At 57.3% G+C, this 16975-nt stretch carries 12 protein-coding genes, 2 tRNA genes and 2 rRNA genes; 8 read left to right on the top strand and 8 right to left on the bottom strand.

Annotated features, from left to right (window positions below):
• Nucleotides 1-71: 71 nt before the first annotated feature.
• From U5A08_RS10140 to U5A08_RS10125, 4 genes are all read right to left on the bottom strand, one after another.
• Nucleotides 72-2962: ribosomal RNA gene (locus U5A08_RS10140) — 23S ribosomal RNA — on the bottom strand.
• A 247-nt stretch (nt 2963-3209) separates the two neighbouring features.
• A tRNA-Ala gene (locus U5A08_RS10135) sits at nt 3210-3285 on the bottom strand.
• A gap of 27 nt (nt 3286-3312) precedes the next feature.
• A tRNA-Ile gene (locus tag U5A08_RS10130) sits at nt 3313-3389 on the bottom strand.
• Between the two features lie 83 nt (nt 3390-3472).
• Nucleotides 3473-5009 (bottom strand): 16S ribosomal RNA (locus U5A08_RS10125).
• Together the 16S and 23S rRNA genes with 2 tRNA genes alongside form the textbook arrangement of a ribosomal RNA operon.
• 699 nt (nt 5010-5708) lie before the next feature.
• On the opposite strand from U5A08_RS10125, the gene rhtA reads away from it, so the two are divergent.
• Both rhtA and U5A08_RS10115 read left to right on the top strand, forming a co-directional pair.
• Nucleotides 5709-6596 (top strand): threonine/homoserine exporter RhtA, encoded by an 888-nt coding sequence (rhtA, locus tag U5A08_RS10120; protein ID WP_321851394.1) that lies wholly within the window; start codon nt 5709-5711, stop codon nt 6594-6596.
• 166 nt (nt 6597-6762) lie between these two features.
• Nucleotides 6763-7044 carry a hypothetical protein gene (locus tag U5A08_RS10115; protein WP_253394578.1) on the top strand — a complete coding sequence of 94 codons (282 nt, stop codon included), beginning with the start codon at nt 6763-6765 and terminating at the stop codon, nt 7042-7044.
• 133 nt (nt 7045-7177) lie between these two features.
• Here U5A08_RS10115 and U5A08_RS10110 read toward each other — a convergent pair whose 3' ends face one another.
• From U5A08_RS10110 to U5A08_RS10100, 3 genes are all read right to left on the bottom strand, one after another.
• Nucleotides 7178-8986 (bottom strand): aminopeptidase P family protein, encoded by a 1809-nt coding sequence (locus U5A08_RS10110; protein WP_321851392.1) that lies wholly within the window; start codon nt 8984-8986, stop codon nt 7178-7180.
• Between the two features lie 49 nt (nt 8987-9035).
• Nucleotides 9036-10196 carry a cysteine desulfurase family protein gene (locus U5A08_RS10105; protein WP_321851391.1) on the bottom strand — a complete coding sequence of 387 codons (1161 nt, stop codon included), beginning with the start codon at nt 10194-10196 and terminating at the stop codon, nt 9036-9038.
• A gap of 231 nt (nt 10197-10427) precedes the next feature.
• A complete protein-coding gene (locus U5A08_RS10100) occupies nt 10428-10694 on the bottom strand; it encodes a hypothetical protein (RefSeq protein ID WP_253394575.1) in 267 nt (88 codons plus the stop codon).
• A 399-nt stretch (nt 10695-11093) separates the two neighbouring features.
• On the opposite strand from U5A08_RS10100, the gene msuE reads away from it, so the two are divergent.
• The 4 genes from msuE to U5A08_RS10080 all read left to right on the top strand — a co-directional run bounded on the left by msuE (nt 11094) and on the right by U5A08_RS10080 (nt 15185).
• The gene (gene msuE / locus U5A08_RS10095) at nt 11094-11657 is read left to right on the top strand and encodes an FMN reductase (protein WP_321851390.1); all 564 of its coding nucleotides are present in this window, start codon (nt 11094-11096) and stop codon (nt 11655-11657) included.
• A 9-nt stretch (nt 11658-11666) separates the two neighbouring features.
• Nucleotides 11667-12806: an FMNH2-dependent alkanesulfonate monooxygenase gene (ssuD, locus tag U5A08_RS10090; RefSeq protein ID WP_078833079.1), complete on the top strand. Its 1140-nt coding sequence runs from the start codon at nt 11667-11669 to the stop codon at nt 12804-12806.
• A gap of 77 nt (nt 12807-12883) precedes the next feature.
• On the top strand, nt 12884-14071 hold the full coding sequence (locus U5A08_RS10085; RefSeq protein WP_253394572.1) for an acyl-CoA dehydrogenase family protein: 1188 nt from the start codon (nt 12884-12886) through the stop codon (nt 14069-14071).
• A gap of 10 nt (nt 14072-14081) precedes the next feature.
• Nucleotides 14082-15185, top strand: a complete 1104-nt coding sequence (locus U5A08_RS10080) for a sigma-54 interaction domain-containing protein (RefSeq protein ID WP_247402608.1) — start codon at nt 14082-14084, stop codon at nt 15183-15185.
• Here the strand turns inward: U5A08_RS10080 and U5A08_RS10075 are convergent.
• Nucleotides 15174-15539 carry an antibiotic biosynthesis monooxygenase gene (locus U5A08_RS10075; protein ID WP_253394570.1) on the bottom strand — a complete coding sequence of 122 codons (366 nt, stop codon included), beginning with the start codon at nt 15537-15539 and terminating at the stop codon, nt 15174-15176. The genes U5A08_RS10080 and U5A08_RS10075 overlap by 12 nt on opposite strands.
• Before the next feature lie 100 nt (nt 15540-15639).
• Between U5A08_RS10075 and soxR the strand changes: the two genes are divergently transcribed.
• Nucleotides 15640-16080, top strand: coding sequence for a redox-sensitive transcriptional activator SoxR (soxR, locus tag U5A08_RS10070; RefSeq protein WP_321851388.1), 441 nt, complete (start codon nt 15640-15642; stop codon nt 16078-16080).
• A gap of 188 nt (nt 16081-16268) precedes the next feature.
• On the top strand, nt 16269-16730 hold the full coding sequence (locus U5A08_RS10065; RefSeq protein ID WP_253394566.1) for a VOC family protein: 462 nt from the start codon (nt 16269-16271) through the stop codon (nt 16728-16730).
• Nucleotides 16731-16975: the final 245 nt, after the last annotated feature.

Genomic DNA, 16975 nt, shown 5'->3' with positions numbered 1-16975 from the left:
TTTCGGTTCGTTTCGTCTTCACACACCGCAATCTGATGCTCTTTCGAGTAGTCAAATTGCTTGGGTGTTATATGGTCAAGCCTCACGGGCAATTAGTATTGGTTAGCTCAACGCCTCACAGCGCTTACACACCCAACCTATCAACGTCGTAGTCTTCGACGGCCCTTCAGGGGACTCAAGGTCCCAGTGAGATCTCATCTTGAGGCTAGTTTCCCGCTTAGATGCTTTCAGCGGTTATCTATTCCGAACATAGCTACCCGGCAATGCCACTGGCGTGACAACCGGAACACCAGAGGTTCGTCCACTCCGGTCCTCTCGTACTAGGAGCAGCCCCTCTCAAATCTCAAACGTCCACGGCAGATAGGGACCGAACTGTCTCACGACGTTCTAAACCCAGCTCGCGTACCACTTTAAATGGCGAACAGCCATACCCTTGGGACCGGCTTCAGCCCCAGGATGTGATGAGCCGACATCGAGGTGCCAAACACCGCCGTCGATATGAACTCTTGGGCGGTATCAGCCTGTTATCCCCGGAGTACCTTTTATCCGTTGAGCGATGGCCCTTCCATACAGAACCACCGGATCACTAAGACCTACTTTCGTACCTGCTCGACGTGTCTGTCTCGCAGTCAAGCGCGCTTTTGCCTTTATACTCTACGACCGATTTCCGACCGGTCTGAGCGCACCTTCGTACTCCTCCGTTACTCTTTAGGAGGAGACCGCCCCAGTCAAACTACCCACCATACACTGTCCTCGATCCGGATAACGGACCTGAGTTAGAACCTCAAAGTTGCCAGGGTGGTATTTCAAGGTTGGCTCCACGCGAACTGGCGTCCACGCTTCAAAGCCTCCCACCTATCCTACACAAGCAAATTCAAAGTCCAGTGCAAAGCTATAGTAAAGGTTCACGGGGTCTTTCCGTCTAGCCGCGGATACACTGCATCTTCACAGCGATTTCAATTTCACTGAGTCTCGGGTGGAGACAGCGCCGCCATCGTTACGCCATTCGTGCAGGTCGGAACTTACCCGACAAGGAATTTCGCTACCTTAGGACCGTTATAGTTACGGCCGCCGTTTACCGGGGCTTCGATCAAGAGCTTCGCGTTAGCTAACCCCATCAATTAACCTTCCGGCACCGGGCAGGCGTCACACCCTATACGTCCACTTTCGTGTTTGCAGAGTGCTGTGTTTTTAATAAACAGTCGCAGCGGCCTGGTATCTTCGACCGGCATGAGCTTACGGAGCAAGTCCTTCACCCTCACCGGCGCACCTTCTCCCGAAGTTACGGTGCCATTTTGCCTAGTTCCTTCACCCGAGTTCTCTCAAGCGCCTTGGTATTCTCTACCCAACCACCTGTGTCGGTTTGGGGTACGGTTCCTGGTTACCTGAAGCTTAGAAGCTTTTCTTGGAAGCATGGCATCAACCACTTCGTCATCTAAAAGATAACTCGTCATCAGCTCTCGGCCTTAGAATCCCGGATTTACCTAAGATTCCAGCCTACCACCTTAAACTTGGACAACCAACGCCAAGCTGGCCTAGCCTTCTCCGTCCCTCCATCGCAATAACCAGAAGTACAGGAATATTAACCTGTTTTCCATCGACTACGCTTTTCAGCCTCGCCTTAGGGACCGACTAACCCTGCGTCGATTAACGTTGCGCAGGAAACCTTGGTCTTTCGGCGTGGGTGTTTTTCACACCCATTATCGTTACTCATGTCAGCATTCGCACTTCTGATACCTCCAGCAAGCTTCTCAACTCACCTTCACAGGCTTACAGAACGCTCCTCTACCGCATCACCTAAGTGATACCCGTAGCTTCGGTGTATGGTTTGAGCCCCGTTACATCTTCCGCGCAGGCCGACTCGACTAGTGAGCTATTACGCTTTCTTTAAAGGGTGGCTGCTTCTAAGCCAACCTCCTAGCTGTCTAAGCCTTCCCACATCGTTTCCCACTTAACCATAACTTTGGGACCTTAGCTGACGGTCTGGGTTGTTTCCCTTTTCACGACGGACGTTAGCACCCGCCGTGTGTCTCCCATGCTCGGCACTTGTAGGTATTCGGAGTTTGCATCGGTTTGGTAAGTCGGGATGACCCCCTAGCCGAAACAGTGCTCTACCCCCTACAGTGATACATGAGGCGCTACCTAAATAGCTTTCGAGGAGAACCAGCTATCTCCGAGCTTGATTAGCCTTTCACTCCGATCCACAGGTCATCCGCTAACTTTTCAACGGTAGTCGGTTCGGTCCTCCAGTTAGTGTTACCCAACCTTCAACCTGCCCATGGATAGATCGCCCGGTTTCGGGTCTATTCCCAGCGACTAGACGCCCTATTAAGACTCGCTTTCGCTACGCCTCCCCTATTCGGTTAAGCTCGCCACTGAAAATAAGTCGCTGACCCATTATACAAAAGGTACGCAGTCACCTAACAAGTAGGCTCCCACTGCTTGTACGCATACGGTTTCAGGATCTATTTCACTCCCCTCTCCGGGGTTCTTTTCGCCTTTCCCTCACGGTACTAGTTCACTATCGGTCAGTCAGTAGTATTTAGCCTTGGAGGATGGTCCCCCCATATTCAGACAAAGTTTCTCGTGCTCCGTCCTACTCGATTTCATGACTAAGAGATTTTCGCGTACAGGGCTATCACCCACTATGGCCGTACTTTCCAGAACGTTCCGCTAATCTCAAAGCCACTTAAGGGCTAGTCCCCGTTCGCTCGCCACTACTAAGGGAATCTCGGTTGATTTCTTTTCCTCAGGGTACTTAGATGTTTCAGTTCCCCTGGTTCGCCCCTTACACCTATGTATTCAGTGTAAGGTAACCATCTTATGATGGCTGGGTTCCCCCATTCAGACATCTCCGGATCAAAGTCTGTTTGCCGACTCCCCGAAGCTTTTCGCAGGCTACCACGTCTTTCATCGCCTCTGACTGCCAAGGCATCCACCGTATGCGCTTCTTCACTTGACCATATAACCCCAAGCAATCTGGTTATACTGTGAAGACGACATTCGCCGAAAATTCGAATTTCTCAATTAAGAGAACTCACAAATTTTACCTTAGCCTGATCCGTTACCAGTGAAAGTAACGTTCAGTCTATCTTTCTATCACATACCCAAATTTTTAAAGAACGATCTAATCAAAGACTAGAAATCAACATTCACCATCATCACGATGGAATGCTCATTTCTAAGCTTTCAACTTCTAGAAGCAGTAGTGGTGGAGCCAAACGGGATCGAACCGTTGACCTCCTGCGTGCAAGGCAGGCGCTCTCCCAGCTGAGCTATGGCCCCGTATTTCTACAGGTTCCCACACAAAATTGGTGGGTCTGGGCAGATTCGAACTGCCGACCTCACCCTTATCAGGGGTGCGCTCTAACCAACTGAGCTACAGACCCAATTTCGGGCTGCTTCTTTATCGTCTTCTTCAATGAATCAAGCAATTCGTGTGGGAACTTATGGAGCAGCTGATGTCGTCGATTAAGGAGGTGATCCAGCCGCAGGTTCCCCTACGGCTACCTTGTTACGACTTCACCCCAGTCATGAATCACACCGTGGTAACCGTCCTCCCGAAGGTTAGACTAGCTACTTCTGGTGCAACCCACTCCCATGGTGTGACGGGCGGTGTGTACAAGGCCCGGGAACGTATTCACCGCGACATTCTGATTCGCGATTACTAGCGATTCCGACTTCACGCAGTCGAGTTGCAGACTGCGATCCGGACTACGATCGGTTTTCTGGGATTAGCTCCACCTCGCGGCTTGGCAACCCTCTGTACCGACCATTGTAGCACGTGTGTAGCCCAGGCCGTAAGGGCCATGATGACTTGACGTCATCCCCACCTTCCTCCGGTTTGTCACCGGCAGTCTCCTTAGAGTGCCCACCATGACGTGCTGGTAACTAAGGACAAGGGTTGCGCTCGTTACGGGACTTAACCCAACATCTCACGACACGAGCTGACGACAGCCATGCAGCACCTGTCTCAATGTTCCCGAAGGCACCAATCTATCTCTAGAAAGTTCATTGGATGTCAAGGCCTGGTAAGGTTCTTCGCGTTGCTTCGAATTAAACCACATGCTCCACCGCTTGTGCGGGCCCCCGTCAATTCATTTGAGTTTTAACCTTGCGGCCGTACTCCCCAGGCGGTCAACTTAATGCGTTAGCTGCGCCACTAAGAGCTCAAGGCTCCCAACGGCTAGTTGACATCGTTTACGGCGTGGACTACCAGGGTATCTAATCCTGTTTGCTCCCCACGCTTTCGCACCTCAGTGTCAGTATCAGTCCAGGTGGTCGCCTTCGCCACTGGTGTTCCTTCCTATATCTACGCATTTCACCGCTACACAGGAAATTCCACCACCCTCTACCATACTCTAGTCAGTCAGTTTTGAATGCAGTTCCCAGGTTGAGCCCGGGGATTTCACATCCAACTTAACTAACCACCTACGCGCGCTTTACGCCCAGTAATTCCGATTAACGCTTGCACCCTCTGTATTACCGCGGCTGCTGGCACAGAGTTAGCCGGTGCTTATTCTGTCGGTAACGTCAAAACAATCACGTATTAGGTAACTGCCCTTCCTCCCAACTTAAAGTGCTTTACAATCCGAAGACCTTCTTCACACACGCGGCATGGCTGGATCAGGCTTTCGCCCATTGTCCAATATTCCCCACTGCTGCCTCCCGTAGGAGTCTGGACCGTGTCTCAGTTCCAGTGTGACTGATCATCCTCTCAGACCAGTTACGGATCGTCGCCTTGGTGAGCCATTACCTCACCAACTAGCTAATCCGACCTAGGCTCATCTGATAGCGCAAGGCCCGAAGGTCCCCTGCTTTCTCCCGTAGGACGTATGCGGTATTAGCGTCCGTTTCCGAACGTTATCCCCCACTACCAGGCAGATTCCTAGGCATTACTCACCCGTCCGCCGCTCTCAAGAGAAGCAAGCTTCTCTCTACCGCTCGACTTGCATGTGTTAGGCCTGCCGCCAGCGTTCAATCTGAGCCATGATCAAACTCTTCAGTTCAAACATCTTTGGGTTTTTAAGAAACCCTAAACTTGGCTCAGCAATCGTTGGTTACATCTTTGATTTCTCGCGGAGCAACTTGTGATGCTGATAATCTTGTTGACTATCAGTCTGACTCCACAAGCACCCACACGAATTGCTTGATTCAGTTGTTAAAGAGCGGTTGGTTAAGATCTTTCGTCTCAACCGAGGCGCGCATTCTACAGCAGCCTCATTTGCTGTCAAGTGATTATTTTAAGAAGTTTTCAAAGTTTCCTTTGTAACTTCAACCACTTGCGCTTCCGATCTCTCGTTAGCGGGAGGCGAATTCTACAGCGTTACACGCTGCTGTCAACACCTCTTTTTCTCCGCTTTCGACCGAGAAGATCGAAACGTTAATAGAGCCAAACAACATTGCTCTACCAACTCCTTCCAGGCCTCGATGAACTGAAGCAGGCCGCTGTCGAATCTCGCATAACTCTTTGTTTACCAAGGAGTTTTCCGTTTCGACTGCGCCGGAAGTGGGGCAAATTATAGACGTCCAGGATTTGCCGTCAACCCTTAATTTGGTTTTTCTATCAAACAGCCGAAAACCTCTGAACTCCCTCTATATATAGAGGCCCGCCGATTGATGATTGAGCAATATATTGCTCAATGCCGCACAGTTAAGCATCATAGGGCTCTCTGCTACTCAAATATGACCTCGGACGAACACCCCCAATGACCACCTCCCCCCGCAGCCTGGCCTCGGCACTGTTTCCCGTCGGTCTGCTGTTGATCGCCATGGCTTCCATCCAGTCCGGCGCCTCGCTGGCCAAGAGCATGTTCCCTATCGTAGGCGCCCAAGGCACCACCACGCTGCGTCTGATTTTCGCCAGCATCATCATGTTGCTTATATTGCGCCCATGGCGCGCCACGCTGACGGCCAAATCCCTGCGCACCGTGATCGTCTACGGAATGGCCCTGGGCGGCATGAACTTCCTCTTCTATATGTCGCTGCGCACAGTCCCCCTTGGTATTGCGGTAGCCCTGGAATTCACCGGGCCGCTCGCGGTCGCCCTCTACGCATCGCGCCGGGTGGTGGACTTTCTGTGGATCGCCCTCGCAGTCGTCGGCCTCCTACTGTTAGTTCCCATGGGAGAAGCCAGCACTGGCATCGACCTGGTCGGGGCGGCTTATGCATTAGGCGCAGGTGTTTGCTGGGCGCTCTACATTCTGTTCGGCCAAAAGGCGGGGAATGATAACGGCGTACAAACCGCCGCCCTCGGCGTCATGATCGCCGCCTTGTTCGTCGCCCCCATCGGCATCGTCCATGCGGGTGTGACGCTGCTGACGCCCGCGCTGATTCCGGTCGCCATCGGCGTCGCCATCCTGTCCACCGCGCTGCCCTACACCCTGGAGATGGTCGCGCTGACTCGCCTGCCCGCCCGTACTTTTGGCACGTTGATGAGCATCGAACCCGCATTCGGCGCACTCTCGGGCCTGTTCTTCCTGCAGGAGCATTTGTCGCTTGCACAGTGGATGGCCATCGCCTGCATTATCCTGGCCTCCGTTGGCGCCACGCTGACCATGCGAAACGAGGCTAAACCTCTGGTACCAGCCGATTAATCATCTTTGACGGTAGCTCTGGTATTTGCCGCTCATTTAGGCCATGTTTAGGCCGCAACCAAATGTCATTCATGGAGAGTTTCGACAAGGACAGCGCGAACGCTACAATCGAGAGCGAGTAAAGCTGGCTTCATGCATTTTTTCGAAGCCGCTATTAAGGATAGGAATGAAGCGAATTTTGATACTGTTAATGGTCATGGCCATTGCTGGCTGTGCCGCGACCACCAAAACAGAAGTGAAACGGGGCAAAAAAGGGCTGCATATCAACTGTTCCGGCCTGTCCTCCTCCTGGGACCAGTGCTACACCAGTGCAGTCAATTCATGCGGTGCCAAAGGCTACCGGGTTATCGCCAAGTCCGGTGACAACTCCGAGGAGCCTGGGGACTATCCCTTCGGCCTCAACCCTGCCGGCTACACCAGCCGGAGCATGATCGTCATCTGTAAATGACGGCCCGAGCAGTCCACTTCCGACTGCTCCGCACCGCCCACCTTGAACGCCTCGAACCGACGCAGCCCTTCGCGACGCTGCGGCTAACCGCTTGCGCGCAGATCGCAAGCGGCACCTGCCGAGCAGCGACCGATCAAATCGCCGCAGTCCGCACCTGCAACCACTCCAACGCGGCGCCACTGAGCAATGGGCTCAAACGCTGACGCACCTCTGCATGGTACGCATTGAACCACTGGCGCTCCTCCGCCGTTAGCAACGACGGCTCCAGGCAACGGGTGTCGATAGGGCACAAGGTCAGGGTTTCGAACTTGAGGAACTCACCAAACTCGGTCTTGCCTGCTTCGCGATTCAACACCAGGTTCTCGATACGCACGCCCCAACGCCCCGGACGGTACGTACCCGGCTCAATGGAAGTGATCATGCCCGGCTGCATCGCGGTTTGCGGCGCAGTGGCCGCCTGGTAGGCGATCACCTGCGGACCTTCATGCACATTGAGGAAATAACCTACGCCGTGACCTGTGCCATGCCCATAGTCGACACCTTCGGCCCAGATCGGCGCTCGTGCGATGGCATCCAGCAATGGCGACATAATGCCCTTGGGAAAGTGAGCACGGGACAGCGCAATCACCCCCTTGAGCACGCGGGTGCAATCACGTTTCTGCTCATCACTCGGCGTACCGATAGGCACCATCCGCGTGATATCAGTGGTCCCCCCCAAGTACTGGCCGCCCGAGTCGATCAACAGCAGGCCATCACCTTCGATCAGCGCATGCTCTTCTTCGGTGGCGTGATAATGCGGCATCGCGCCATTGGCGTTGAACGCGGCGATAGTGTTGAAGCTCAGCGACACATAACCGGGCCGGCGGGTACGTGCAGCCGTCAGGTGTTCGTCGATGGTCAGTTCAGTGATGCGTTCACGGCCCAGCGCACTCTCCAGCCAGGCGAAGAATTCGCACAGGGCCGCGCCATCCTGTTCCATGGCCTGGCGGATATGTTCCGCGTCGGCCAGGCTCTTGCGGGATTTGGCCAGCGTAGTCGGATTCATCCCTTCCACCAGCTTGACGCTGGCATCCAGGTGTTCCAGCAAGCCGGCGGTCACGCGTGCCGGATCAACCTGCACACTCGCGCCCGACGGCACCGCCCGCAGCGCATCGGCGACTTCGCTGTAATCGCGCAAGGTCACGCCATCCTGCTCAAGCACAGCGCGCAGCTCGGCATCGACTTTGCTCAGCGCCACAAACAAAGTGGCCTGTTGTGCGCTGATCAAGGCAAAGGACACAAACACCGGGTTGAACGATACATCGGCACCGCGCAAGTTAAACAACCAGGCGATGTCATCCAGGGTCGCGATGAAATGCCAGTCGGCGCCCTTTTCTTTCAAACTGGCGCGCAGCGCAGCGAGTTTTTCCCCACGGCTGACGGTGGCCTGCGGTGGCAGATGCTGGTAGATCGGCTGATTCGGCAACGTCGGGCGATCGTTCCAGACTTCATTCAACAGGTCGATATCGGTACGCAGGCGTGCGCCGCGCTCTGCCAGTTTGCCGCCCAAAGTACGCGCCGAAGCCACGGCCATCACCGCACCATCGACCGCCACCACACCGCCATGCGGCGTCTGCTCGGCCAGCCATTCCAGCGGACCTGGTTGACCCGGCTGCAGTTTCACCAGTTCGATACCGCTGCCCTTGAGCTCCTTGGTCGCTTGTTCCCAGTAGCGGCTGTCGGCCCAGACACCGGCGAAATCCGCGGTGACGATCAGCGTCCCCACTGACCCGTGGAACCCCGACAACCATTGACGCCCCTGCCAGTAGCCCGGCAAGTATTCGGACAAGTGCGGGTCAGCCGACGGCACCAGCAAGGCGTGAATGCCTTCGCGGCGCATCAGTTCACGGGTATGCGCCAGGCGCTGGGGAACCGTTCCATGGGTCAAAGGCTGAGTACTCATTGTGTCTCCTGCTAACCACGAATAATTGTTATGTGTTGCAAATGAAGAATCAAACCGCCCAGAACGCCGGCGCACTGGCAAGGGCGGCCTTGATCAATTGCACGGCCTGGTCGATGTCCTGCTCGGTGGTGAACCGCCCCAGGCTCAAGCGAACGGTTCGACCGGCGCTGCGGGCGTCATGCCCCAGCGCCAGCAGCACGTGGGAAGGCGCATTGCTTGCCGAATTGCAGGCCGAGGTCGCGGAAAAAGCCATGCCCGCGCTCAAGGCTGCAGCGTCGAACTCGCCTTCACCGAACGTGAGGCTGAGGGTGTGAGGAATGCGCTGGGTGGCGCTGCCATTGAGACGCACACCGGCAACCGTCGCCAGTTGATCCAGCAAGCGCTGGCGCAAGGCCACGATTGCCGCCTGCTCTTCGCTAAAAGCCTGCGCCGCCAGGGCGAACGCCGCGCCCATGCCCGCGATCTGGTGGGTCGCCAGGGTGCCTGAGCGCAAGCCGCCCTCGTGGCCACCGCCGTGAATCTGCGCCATCACCTTCTGCTGCGCCCGCGGCCCGACATACAACGCGCCGATCCCCTTGGGGCCATACACCTTGTGCGCGGAAAACGACATCAAATCCACCGGCCATTGCGCCAGGTCGATTGCCACCTTGCCCACACCTTGCGCCGCGTCCACATGCAACAACGCGCCGTGTTCACGCACCCGCGCGCCGATGGCGGGGATGTCGTTGAGCGTGCCCAATTCGTTGTTCACCAGCATCAGCGAGACCAGGAAGGTGTCTTCACGCAGTGCTTCACTCACCGCCTCGGCACTGATCAACCCATCGGCGTCCGGCACCAGGTAGGTCACGGCCACACCGGCTTCCTGCATCTGCCGCGCGGTATCCAGCGTGGCCTTGTGCTCGATCTGGCTGGTGATGATATGCCCACCCGCCACGCCCCGTGCTTGAGTTACACCCTTGATCGCGAGGTTGTTGGACTCGGTCGCGCCGGACGTCCAGACGATCTGCTCCGGCTCGGCACCGACCAACTCGGCCACCTGGCGACGCGCCCGCTCAACCGTTTGCCGGGCCGCTTGGCCGAATGCGTGGGAACTGGACGCAGGGTTACCGAAATTGGCATGGAAGCCCAGGCACTCGATCATCACCTGGATGACCCGCTCATCCACCGGGGTGGTGGCGGCATAGTCGAAATACAACGGACGTTTATTCATAACCTTGGGGACTCGCAGAGCTGGTTCCCGAGAGCAACGTCTCAGGGGCATCGACCGGAACAGAGGTCGTCAGGTTTACCCGATCGAATGCCATTAAAAAAGGACCACTTGACGTAAATGTGCGTAGGAACGCTCCTGAAATTCAGCTTAACAGGCTGAAGTAGCGCCATGGCAAACAAAAAGCCCGAGGTTTCTTGAGAAACCTCGGGCTTTTTGGCACTGAGCACCGGCTCAACTGGGACGACCATGCAGGGTCACATTACGTTCGGCGTTCATTTCACCCTGGTGATCAAAGCCGAAAGGCTTCTGTGCCTGGGTCAGGGCAGCCCGCTGCTGTTGATACTCGTCAAACGACAACCCGCGACGGCTCAACGCCTCCAGCGCCAGTTCCCGGGTTTCTTGTGCAGTGTAAGGGCGCAATTCAGGCGAGGGATGGGTCGCACAACCGGCAACGACAGAAGTGACAAGTAATACGCAAACAGCAAGAAATCGGTTCATGGCGGTGGCTCTGCGAAGGAGGTCTCAAGTCAATGAACACAGGCTACTCCCGACCTTGAACGGAGAAAAATCATCATCCGTGATAGTCGCTATCAACCGAGGCCACACCCTCGATAGGGCAGCACGCATATTCCAATAAAATCTATAAATATAGAAATACGTTCATTTACGGAATAAAAGGAACCCTCTATAAATGGCTCCACGCGAACCCGACACTGTTCGCCACGCAACTGTTGCCCAGGCAACAGCCATTCAACAAAACACCAGGCAGACAACAGCACCGTTTTCAGCAGTAAGCCCGCAGCCCAAGCGATTCAAGGCCTGCAGCCGTTGGTACAGCTCTTGCTCAGACCGACTCACTTCTCCTGCGATGAACCACTGTTGAAAAAGGAACTGTTCATGACCCGTCCCCTGAATGTCGTTGCCCTCTCCGGCGGAACCTGGCGCCCGTCCCGTACCCTGGTGTTAACCCAGGCCGTGCTGGCCGAACTGGCAAAAGTATTGCCGATCCAGACCACTCTTATCGAGCTCGGCGATATCGCCCGGCCACTGGGCGGCGCACTGTCGCGCGATGAGTTGCCGGCCGAGGTCGAATCCCAACTGTTGGCCATCGAACAGGCCGACCTGCTGATCGTCGCCGCACCGGTCTATCGCGGTTCTTATCCAGGCCTGCTCAAACACCTGTTCGACCTGGTTGGCCTAAATTCGTTGATCGACACCCCGGTGCTGCTGGCCGCCACCGGCGGCAGCGAACGTCACGCGCTGGTACTCGATCACCAGTTGCGCCCGCTGTTCAGCTTCTTCCAGGCCCTGACCCTGCCGATCGGCGTGTATGCCACCGAAGCCGATTTCACCGATTACCAAATCACCAACGAAGCCTTGAAGGGCCGTATTCGCCTTGCGGCAGAACGCGCAGCGCCTTTGTTCGCCGCGCACTCCCCCTCTCTGCTGAAAATCGCTTAAGGATTCGTCATGGATGTTTTCTGGTTTCTGCCCACTCACGGCGACGGTCATTACCTGGGCACCACCCAAGGTGCTCGCCCGGTCACCCTCAATTATCTGAAGCAAGTCGCCCAGGCTGCTGACAGCCTTGGCTACTACGGCGTGCTGATTCCTACCGGGCGCTCGTGCGAAGACTCCTGGGTAATCGCCTCGGCGCTGGTGCCGCTGACGGAACGCTTGCGCTATCTGGTGGCAATTCGCCCAGGCATCATCTCGCCCACGGTGTCGGCGCGCATGGCGGCGACCTTGGATCGCCTGTCCAACGGCCGCCTGCTGATCAACGTCGTGACCGGCGGTGACCCCGACGAAAACCGCGGCGACGGCAGCTTCCTCGACCACAGCGAACGCTATGAAGTCTCCGACGAATTCCTCAGGATCTGGCGCCGCGTGTTGCAGGGCGAATCGGTGGACTTCGAAGGCAAGCACCTGCGTGTACAGAATGCCAAGGCGCTTTACCCACCGGTGCAGAAGCCTTATCCGCCACTGTACTTCGGCGGTTCTTCCGACGCCGCCCACGACCTCGCCGCCGAACAGGTGGACGTGTACCTGACCTGGGGCGAACCACCTGCCGCCGTCGCCGAAAAGCTCGCGGATGTGCGTGAACGTGCCGCGCGCCACGGGCGGACCGTGAAATTCGGCATCCGCCTGCATGTGATCGTGCGCGAGACCGAAGAAGACGCCTGGAAAGCCGCCGACAAACTGATCGAACACATCAGCGACGAGACCATCGCCGCCGCGCAAAAATCCTTCTCGCGCTTTGACTCCGAAGGCCAGCGCCGCATGGCCGCCTTGCACGATGGGCGCCGCGACAACCTGGAAATCGCCCCCAACCTCTGGGCTGGTGTCGGCCTGGTACGTGGCGGTGCCGGTACGGCGCTGGTGGGCAACCCGCAGCAAGTGGCTGAGCGGATCAAGGAATACGCGGACTTGGGCATCGAGAGCTTCATCTTCTCCGGCTACCCGCACCTCGAAGAAGCCTATCGCTTCGCCGAGTTGGTGTTCCCGCTATTGCCGGAGCCCTACGCCAGCCTGGCCGGACGCGGCGTCACCAATCTGACGGGGCCGTTTGGCGAAATGATTGCCAATGATGTGCTGCCAGCCAAGGCCTGAGAACGCTGAGATCCCACCTTTGATCTTCATTGCCCAATAGATCGCACACGGCATTAGAGCCCTATGAGGAATACCGCGTGACAGCCAAACCCCACAGCGTCCTGCCCTCACCTTTGCAGACCGCCAGACAGCTCGCCGCCGAATTCGCCCTCACCGCCGTCGAACGCGACGAGCGCGGTGGCACGCCAAAAACCGAACGGGATGCCCTGCGCCAAAGCGGTCTGCTGGCGCTGAGCATTCCCGCTCAATACGGCGGCCTCGGTGGGCGCTGGAGCGACACCCTGGGCATCGTGCGTGAATTCGCCAAGGTCGACAGCTCCATCGCCCACGTCTTCGGTTTCCACCACCTGATGCTCGCCACGGTCCGTCTGTTTTCGCGCCCGGACCAATGGCAACCCTGGTTCGAACAGACCGCGCGCAAAAACTGGTTCTGGGGCAACGCCCTCAACCCGCTGGACACGCGCACACTGGTCAAGGATTTTGGCGGCTGGCGTGAGTTCTCCGGCAAGAAGAGTTTCTGCTCCGGCGCCAGCGATTCGGAAATGCTGATCGCCTCGGCGGTGGATGAGAGCGCCGGCGGCAAGTTGCTGATCGCCGCCATCCCCAGTGGACGCAGCGGCATCACTTTGCACAACGACTGGAACAATATCGGCCAGCGCCAGACCGACAGCGGCAGCGCCAGTTTCGAACGGGTACGCGTCGAGGAATCGGAGTTGCTGCTCGACCCGGGTCCACTGAGCACACCCTTCGCCTGCCTACGCCCACTGATCGCACAGTTGACCTTCACGCACATGTTCCTCGGCATCGCCGAAGGTGCCTTTGACGAAGCGCGCAACTACACCCTCACCGAAACCCGCGCGTGGCACAAATCCACCGCCGAGGATGTGCGCCAGGATCCTTACGTACTGCACCACTACGGCGAATTCTGGGTGGCCTTGCAAGGTGTACGCCTACTGGTGGAACGCGCCGCCACGCTGCTCGATCAAGCCTGGGCCAAGGGGCCGAACCTCAGCGAAAACGAACGCGGCCAACTGGCCATCGCCATCGCCACCGCCAAGGTCGCCGCCAGCCGCCAGGGCCTGGAGTTGTGCAGCCGTCTATTTGAAGTCACCGGCGCGCGCTCCACCCATGCGTCACTGCGCCTGGATCGCCATTGGCGCAACCTGCGCACGCAAAGCCTGCACGATCCGGTGGACTACAAACTCCACGAACTGGGGGACTGGGCGTTGAACCAGTCCCTGCCGACTCCTACGTTCTATTCATAAAGAGGTGCCCATGCAGCTTTTAACCTTACCGCCCTCGCCCGCCCTCGCCACCTCGATCCGCGCCACGGCCCAGGTCTTCGAAGACCCGAAATCCCAGGCGCTGCTCGACCATATCCAGCAAGTGGCGCCCAGCGAAGCCAGCGTGTTGATCATCGGCGAAACCGGGACCGGTAAAGAGCTGGTGGCGCGTCATATTCATAACCTCAGCGCACGGCGTAACCGGCCCTTTGTAGCGGTGAACTGCGGGGCGTTTTCCGAATCGCTGGTGGAAGCCGAACTGTTCGGCCATGAAAAAGGCGCCTTCACCGGCGCCCTCAGCGCCAAGGCCGGCTGGTTCGAAGAGGCCGACGGCGGCACCTTGTTTCTCGATGAGATCGGCGATTTGCCGATGGCGATCCAGGTCAAATTATTGCGCGTGCTGCAAGAGCGGGAAGTGGTGCGCCTGGGCTCGCGCAAGAGCATTCCCATCGATGTGCGCGTGCTGGCGGCGACCAACGTGCAGTTGGAAAAAGCCATCAACGCCGGGCATTTCCGCGAAGACCTCTACTACCGCCTCGACGTGGTCAGCCTGGAGCTCAGCCCGTTGCGCGAGCGTCCCGGCGACATCCTGCCGCTGACCCGCCACTTCATCCAAGCCTACAGCCAGCGCCTGGGCTACGGCCCGATCACCCTCAGTCGCGAGGCCGAACACAAGCTAAAAAGCTACAGCTGGCCGGGCAATATCCGCGAGCTGGAAAACGTGATTCACCACACCTTGCTGATCTGCCGGAATGGTCTGATCGAACGCGACGATTTGCGCCTGTCGAACCTGCGCATCGAGCGTCAGGACGACAGCCAGCACAGCACCGACAACAGTGCCGAAGCCTTGCTTGAACGGGCCTTTCAAAAGCTGTTCGAGGAACAGGCCGGCGCCCTGCATGAAAAAGTCGAGGACGCGTTGCTGCGTGCCGCCTACCGCTTCAGCCACTACAACCAGGTCCACACCGCCAACCTGCTGGGCCTGAGCCGCAACGTCACGCGCACGCGCCTGATCAAAATCGGCGAGCTGGCGGTGAACAAGCGCCGTCCGGGGGAAAACGTACAAGGTGAGCGTATGCTGCACCTATCCATTTAGACGGCAGTGCAACGCATTGTCATGGCTGCGCTCGAAACTGTGCAGCACTTGGAACGAACCGAAGGTCACGGCCGTGGCCTGGTGGGCGCGTATCAGTGTCCAGAAATTTTCCTCGCCGTGCTCAAAGCACTGCAAGGCCGCCTCGCCGTCCTCGCGTGAGCGCCATTGCAGGTAATTGAGTACCCGCCGCCCGTCATCGCTGACCTGCACACTCGCGTTGAGAAAGCCGCCGTGCCCCTGGGCCAGGCGCTCACTCTGGGTGGATAACGCCGCGACCAGGGCGAGCTGTTGTTGGGGCTCGACCTGAAACTCAATCAATTGAGTGAAACTGAGATTCTTCTCTGATACCTGCATGAACACTCCCCTTTCTACGTAGGCAGAATCTTGCGATTCGATGCCACGCAGGGTAAAACCTCTAGTTAAGTCAAGGTCAAGCGTCTATCTGGAGTTTTTCATGGTTACCAAGGAGCTCACTGTCGGCCAACTGTCGGCCCGCAGCGGCGTGGCGGTCACGGCGCTGCATTTTTACGAAACCAAGGGGCTGATTAAAAGCAATCGCAATGCCGGCAATCAACGGCGTTACCCCCGCGACGTCCTGCGCCGGGTGGTGGTGATCAAAATCGCCCAGCGCCTGGGGATTCCGCTGGCGACAATTGGTGAAGCATTGCAGACCCTGCCGGATGGACGCACGCCTACCGCTAAAGATTGGCAGCGTTTGTCGGCATCGTGGCGGGAAGATTTGGACGAGCGCATCAACAAGCTGATGCTCCTGCGGGACAAGCTCAATGGCTGTATCGGTTGTGGGTGTTTGTCGCTGGAGGCATGCCCGTTGCGCAACCAGGGCGACCAACTCGGTGCGCGTGGGCCGGGGGCTCAGTTGTTGGAGCCCAGCTGAAAAACCGCTCCCTGTGGGAAATGTTCACCTTAAACCCCTTGGACAGCGCCCGCCGCAGCACTGATGGCGAAACGATCTGCCTGTTCGCTGTTGCCGGGGCAACACCTCGTCGGTTGGCCGCAAGCCACGGTTGGCGTGGCCTATAGTGAAAGAGCCTGCCCCCATAACCATAATTCAAGGAGAACGATATGAGCGTAAAACCTATCCCCGAGGGCTATCACAGCATCACGCCCTACCTGGGCGTCGAAAAAGCTGCCGAAGCCATCGAGTTCTACAAAAAAGCCTTCAACGCCACGCAAGTCATGCGCCTGGACATGCCCGACGGCACGGTCGGCCACGCCGAACTGCGTATCGGAGACTCGGCGATCATGCTCGCCTCGCCCTGCGGTGAAATGGCCTTTGGCAGCCCAAGCGATGGCCACACCAGTGTCGCCCTGCATTTATATGTGGGCGATGTGGACGCGCAGTACAAACAAGCGATCGCTGCCGGCGGTATATCCATTTCCGAACCCAAGGACCAGTTCTACGGCGACCGCTCCGGCACGTTGAGAGATCCGTTCGGTCATGTGTGGTTCTTGGCCACGCGCAAAGAGGATCTGAGCGAAGCACAAATCCGCCAGCGTGCCGAGGAGATGTTCAAGCAAGGCTGAGCCTGGTAGCGGGCTTGCTCGCGATGACGGCGTGTCAGTCGATGCATTCGGTGCCTGACCCACTGCTATCGCGGGCAAGCCGGCCTCCACCGTTTGATCGAGGGTCGGCGTTACCTTAAGCGCCATAAATGCGAACCTGAAACATTTGCTTTCATATCTCGGTTAGGGATTTCTCATTCTCATCCGTCTTAACTTAGATACAGCCCGTCGCGTCAGCAAAAGCTACGACCGGCCTTTTTCGGGCG

Source organism: Pseudomonas paraveronii (assembly GCF_963681955.1).
GTDB classification, from domain to species: Bacteria; Pseudomonadota; Gammaproteobacteria; order Pseudomonadales; family Pseudomonadaceae; genus Aquipseudomonas; species Aquipseudomonas paraveronii.
This window is presented reverse-complemented; position numbering and strand designations above follow the sequence as displayed.

Coding starts and splice junctions, on each gene's coding strand:
- rhtA (WP_321851394.1), top strand. CDS start 5,709: ATGACCACCTCCCCCCGCAGCCTGGCCTCGGCACTGTTTCCCGTCGGT.
- U5A08_RS10115 (WP_253394578.1), top strand. CDS start 6,763: ATGAAGCGAATTTTGATACTGTTAATGGTCATGGCCATTGCTGGCTGT.
- U5A08_RS10110 (WP_321851392.1), bottom strand. CDS start 8,986: ATGAGTACTCAGCCTTTGACCCATGGAACGGTTCCCCAGCGCCTGGCG.
- U5A08_RS10105 (WP_321851391.1), bottom strand. CDS start 10,196: ATGAATAAACGTCCGTTGTATTTCGACTATGCCGCCACCACCCCGGTG.
- U5A08_RS10100 (WP_253394575.1), bottom strand. CDS start 10,694: ATGAACCGATTTCTTGCTGTTTGCGTATTACTTGTCACTTCTGTCGTT.
- msuE (WP_321851390.1), top strand. CDS start 11,094: ATGACCCGTCCCCTGAATGTCGTTGCCCTCTCCGGCGGAACCTGGCGC.
- ssuD (WP_078833079.1), top strand. CDS start 11,667: ATGGATGTTTTCTGGTTTCTGCCCACTCACGGCGACGGTCATTACCTG.
- U5A08_RS10080 (WP_247402608.1), top strand. CDS start 14,082: ATGCAGCTTTTAACCTTACCGCCCTCGCCCGCCCTCGCCACCTCGATC.
- U5A08_RS10075 (WP_253394570.1), bottom strand. CDS start 15,539: ATGCAGGTATCAGAGAAGAATCTCAGTTTCACTCAATTGATTGAGTTT.
- soxR (WP_321851388.1), top strand. CDS start 15,640: ATGGTTACCAAGGAGCTCACTGTCGGCCAACTGTCGGCCCGCAGCGGC.
- U5A08_RS10065 (WP_253394566.1), top strand. CDS start 16,269: ATGAGCGTAAAACCTATCCCCGAGGGCTATCACAGCATCACGCCCTAC.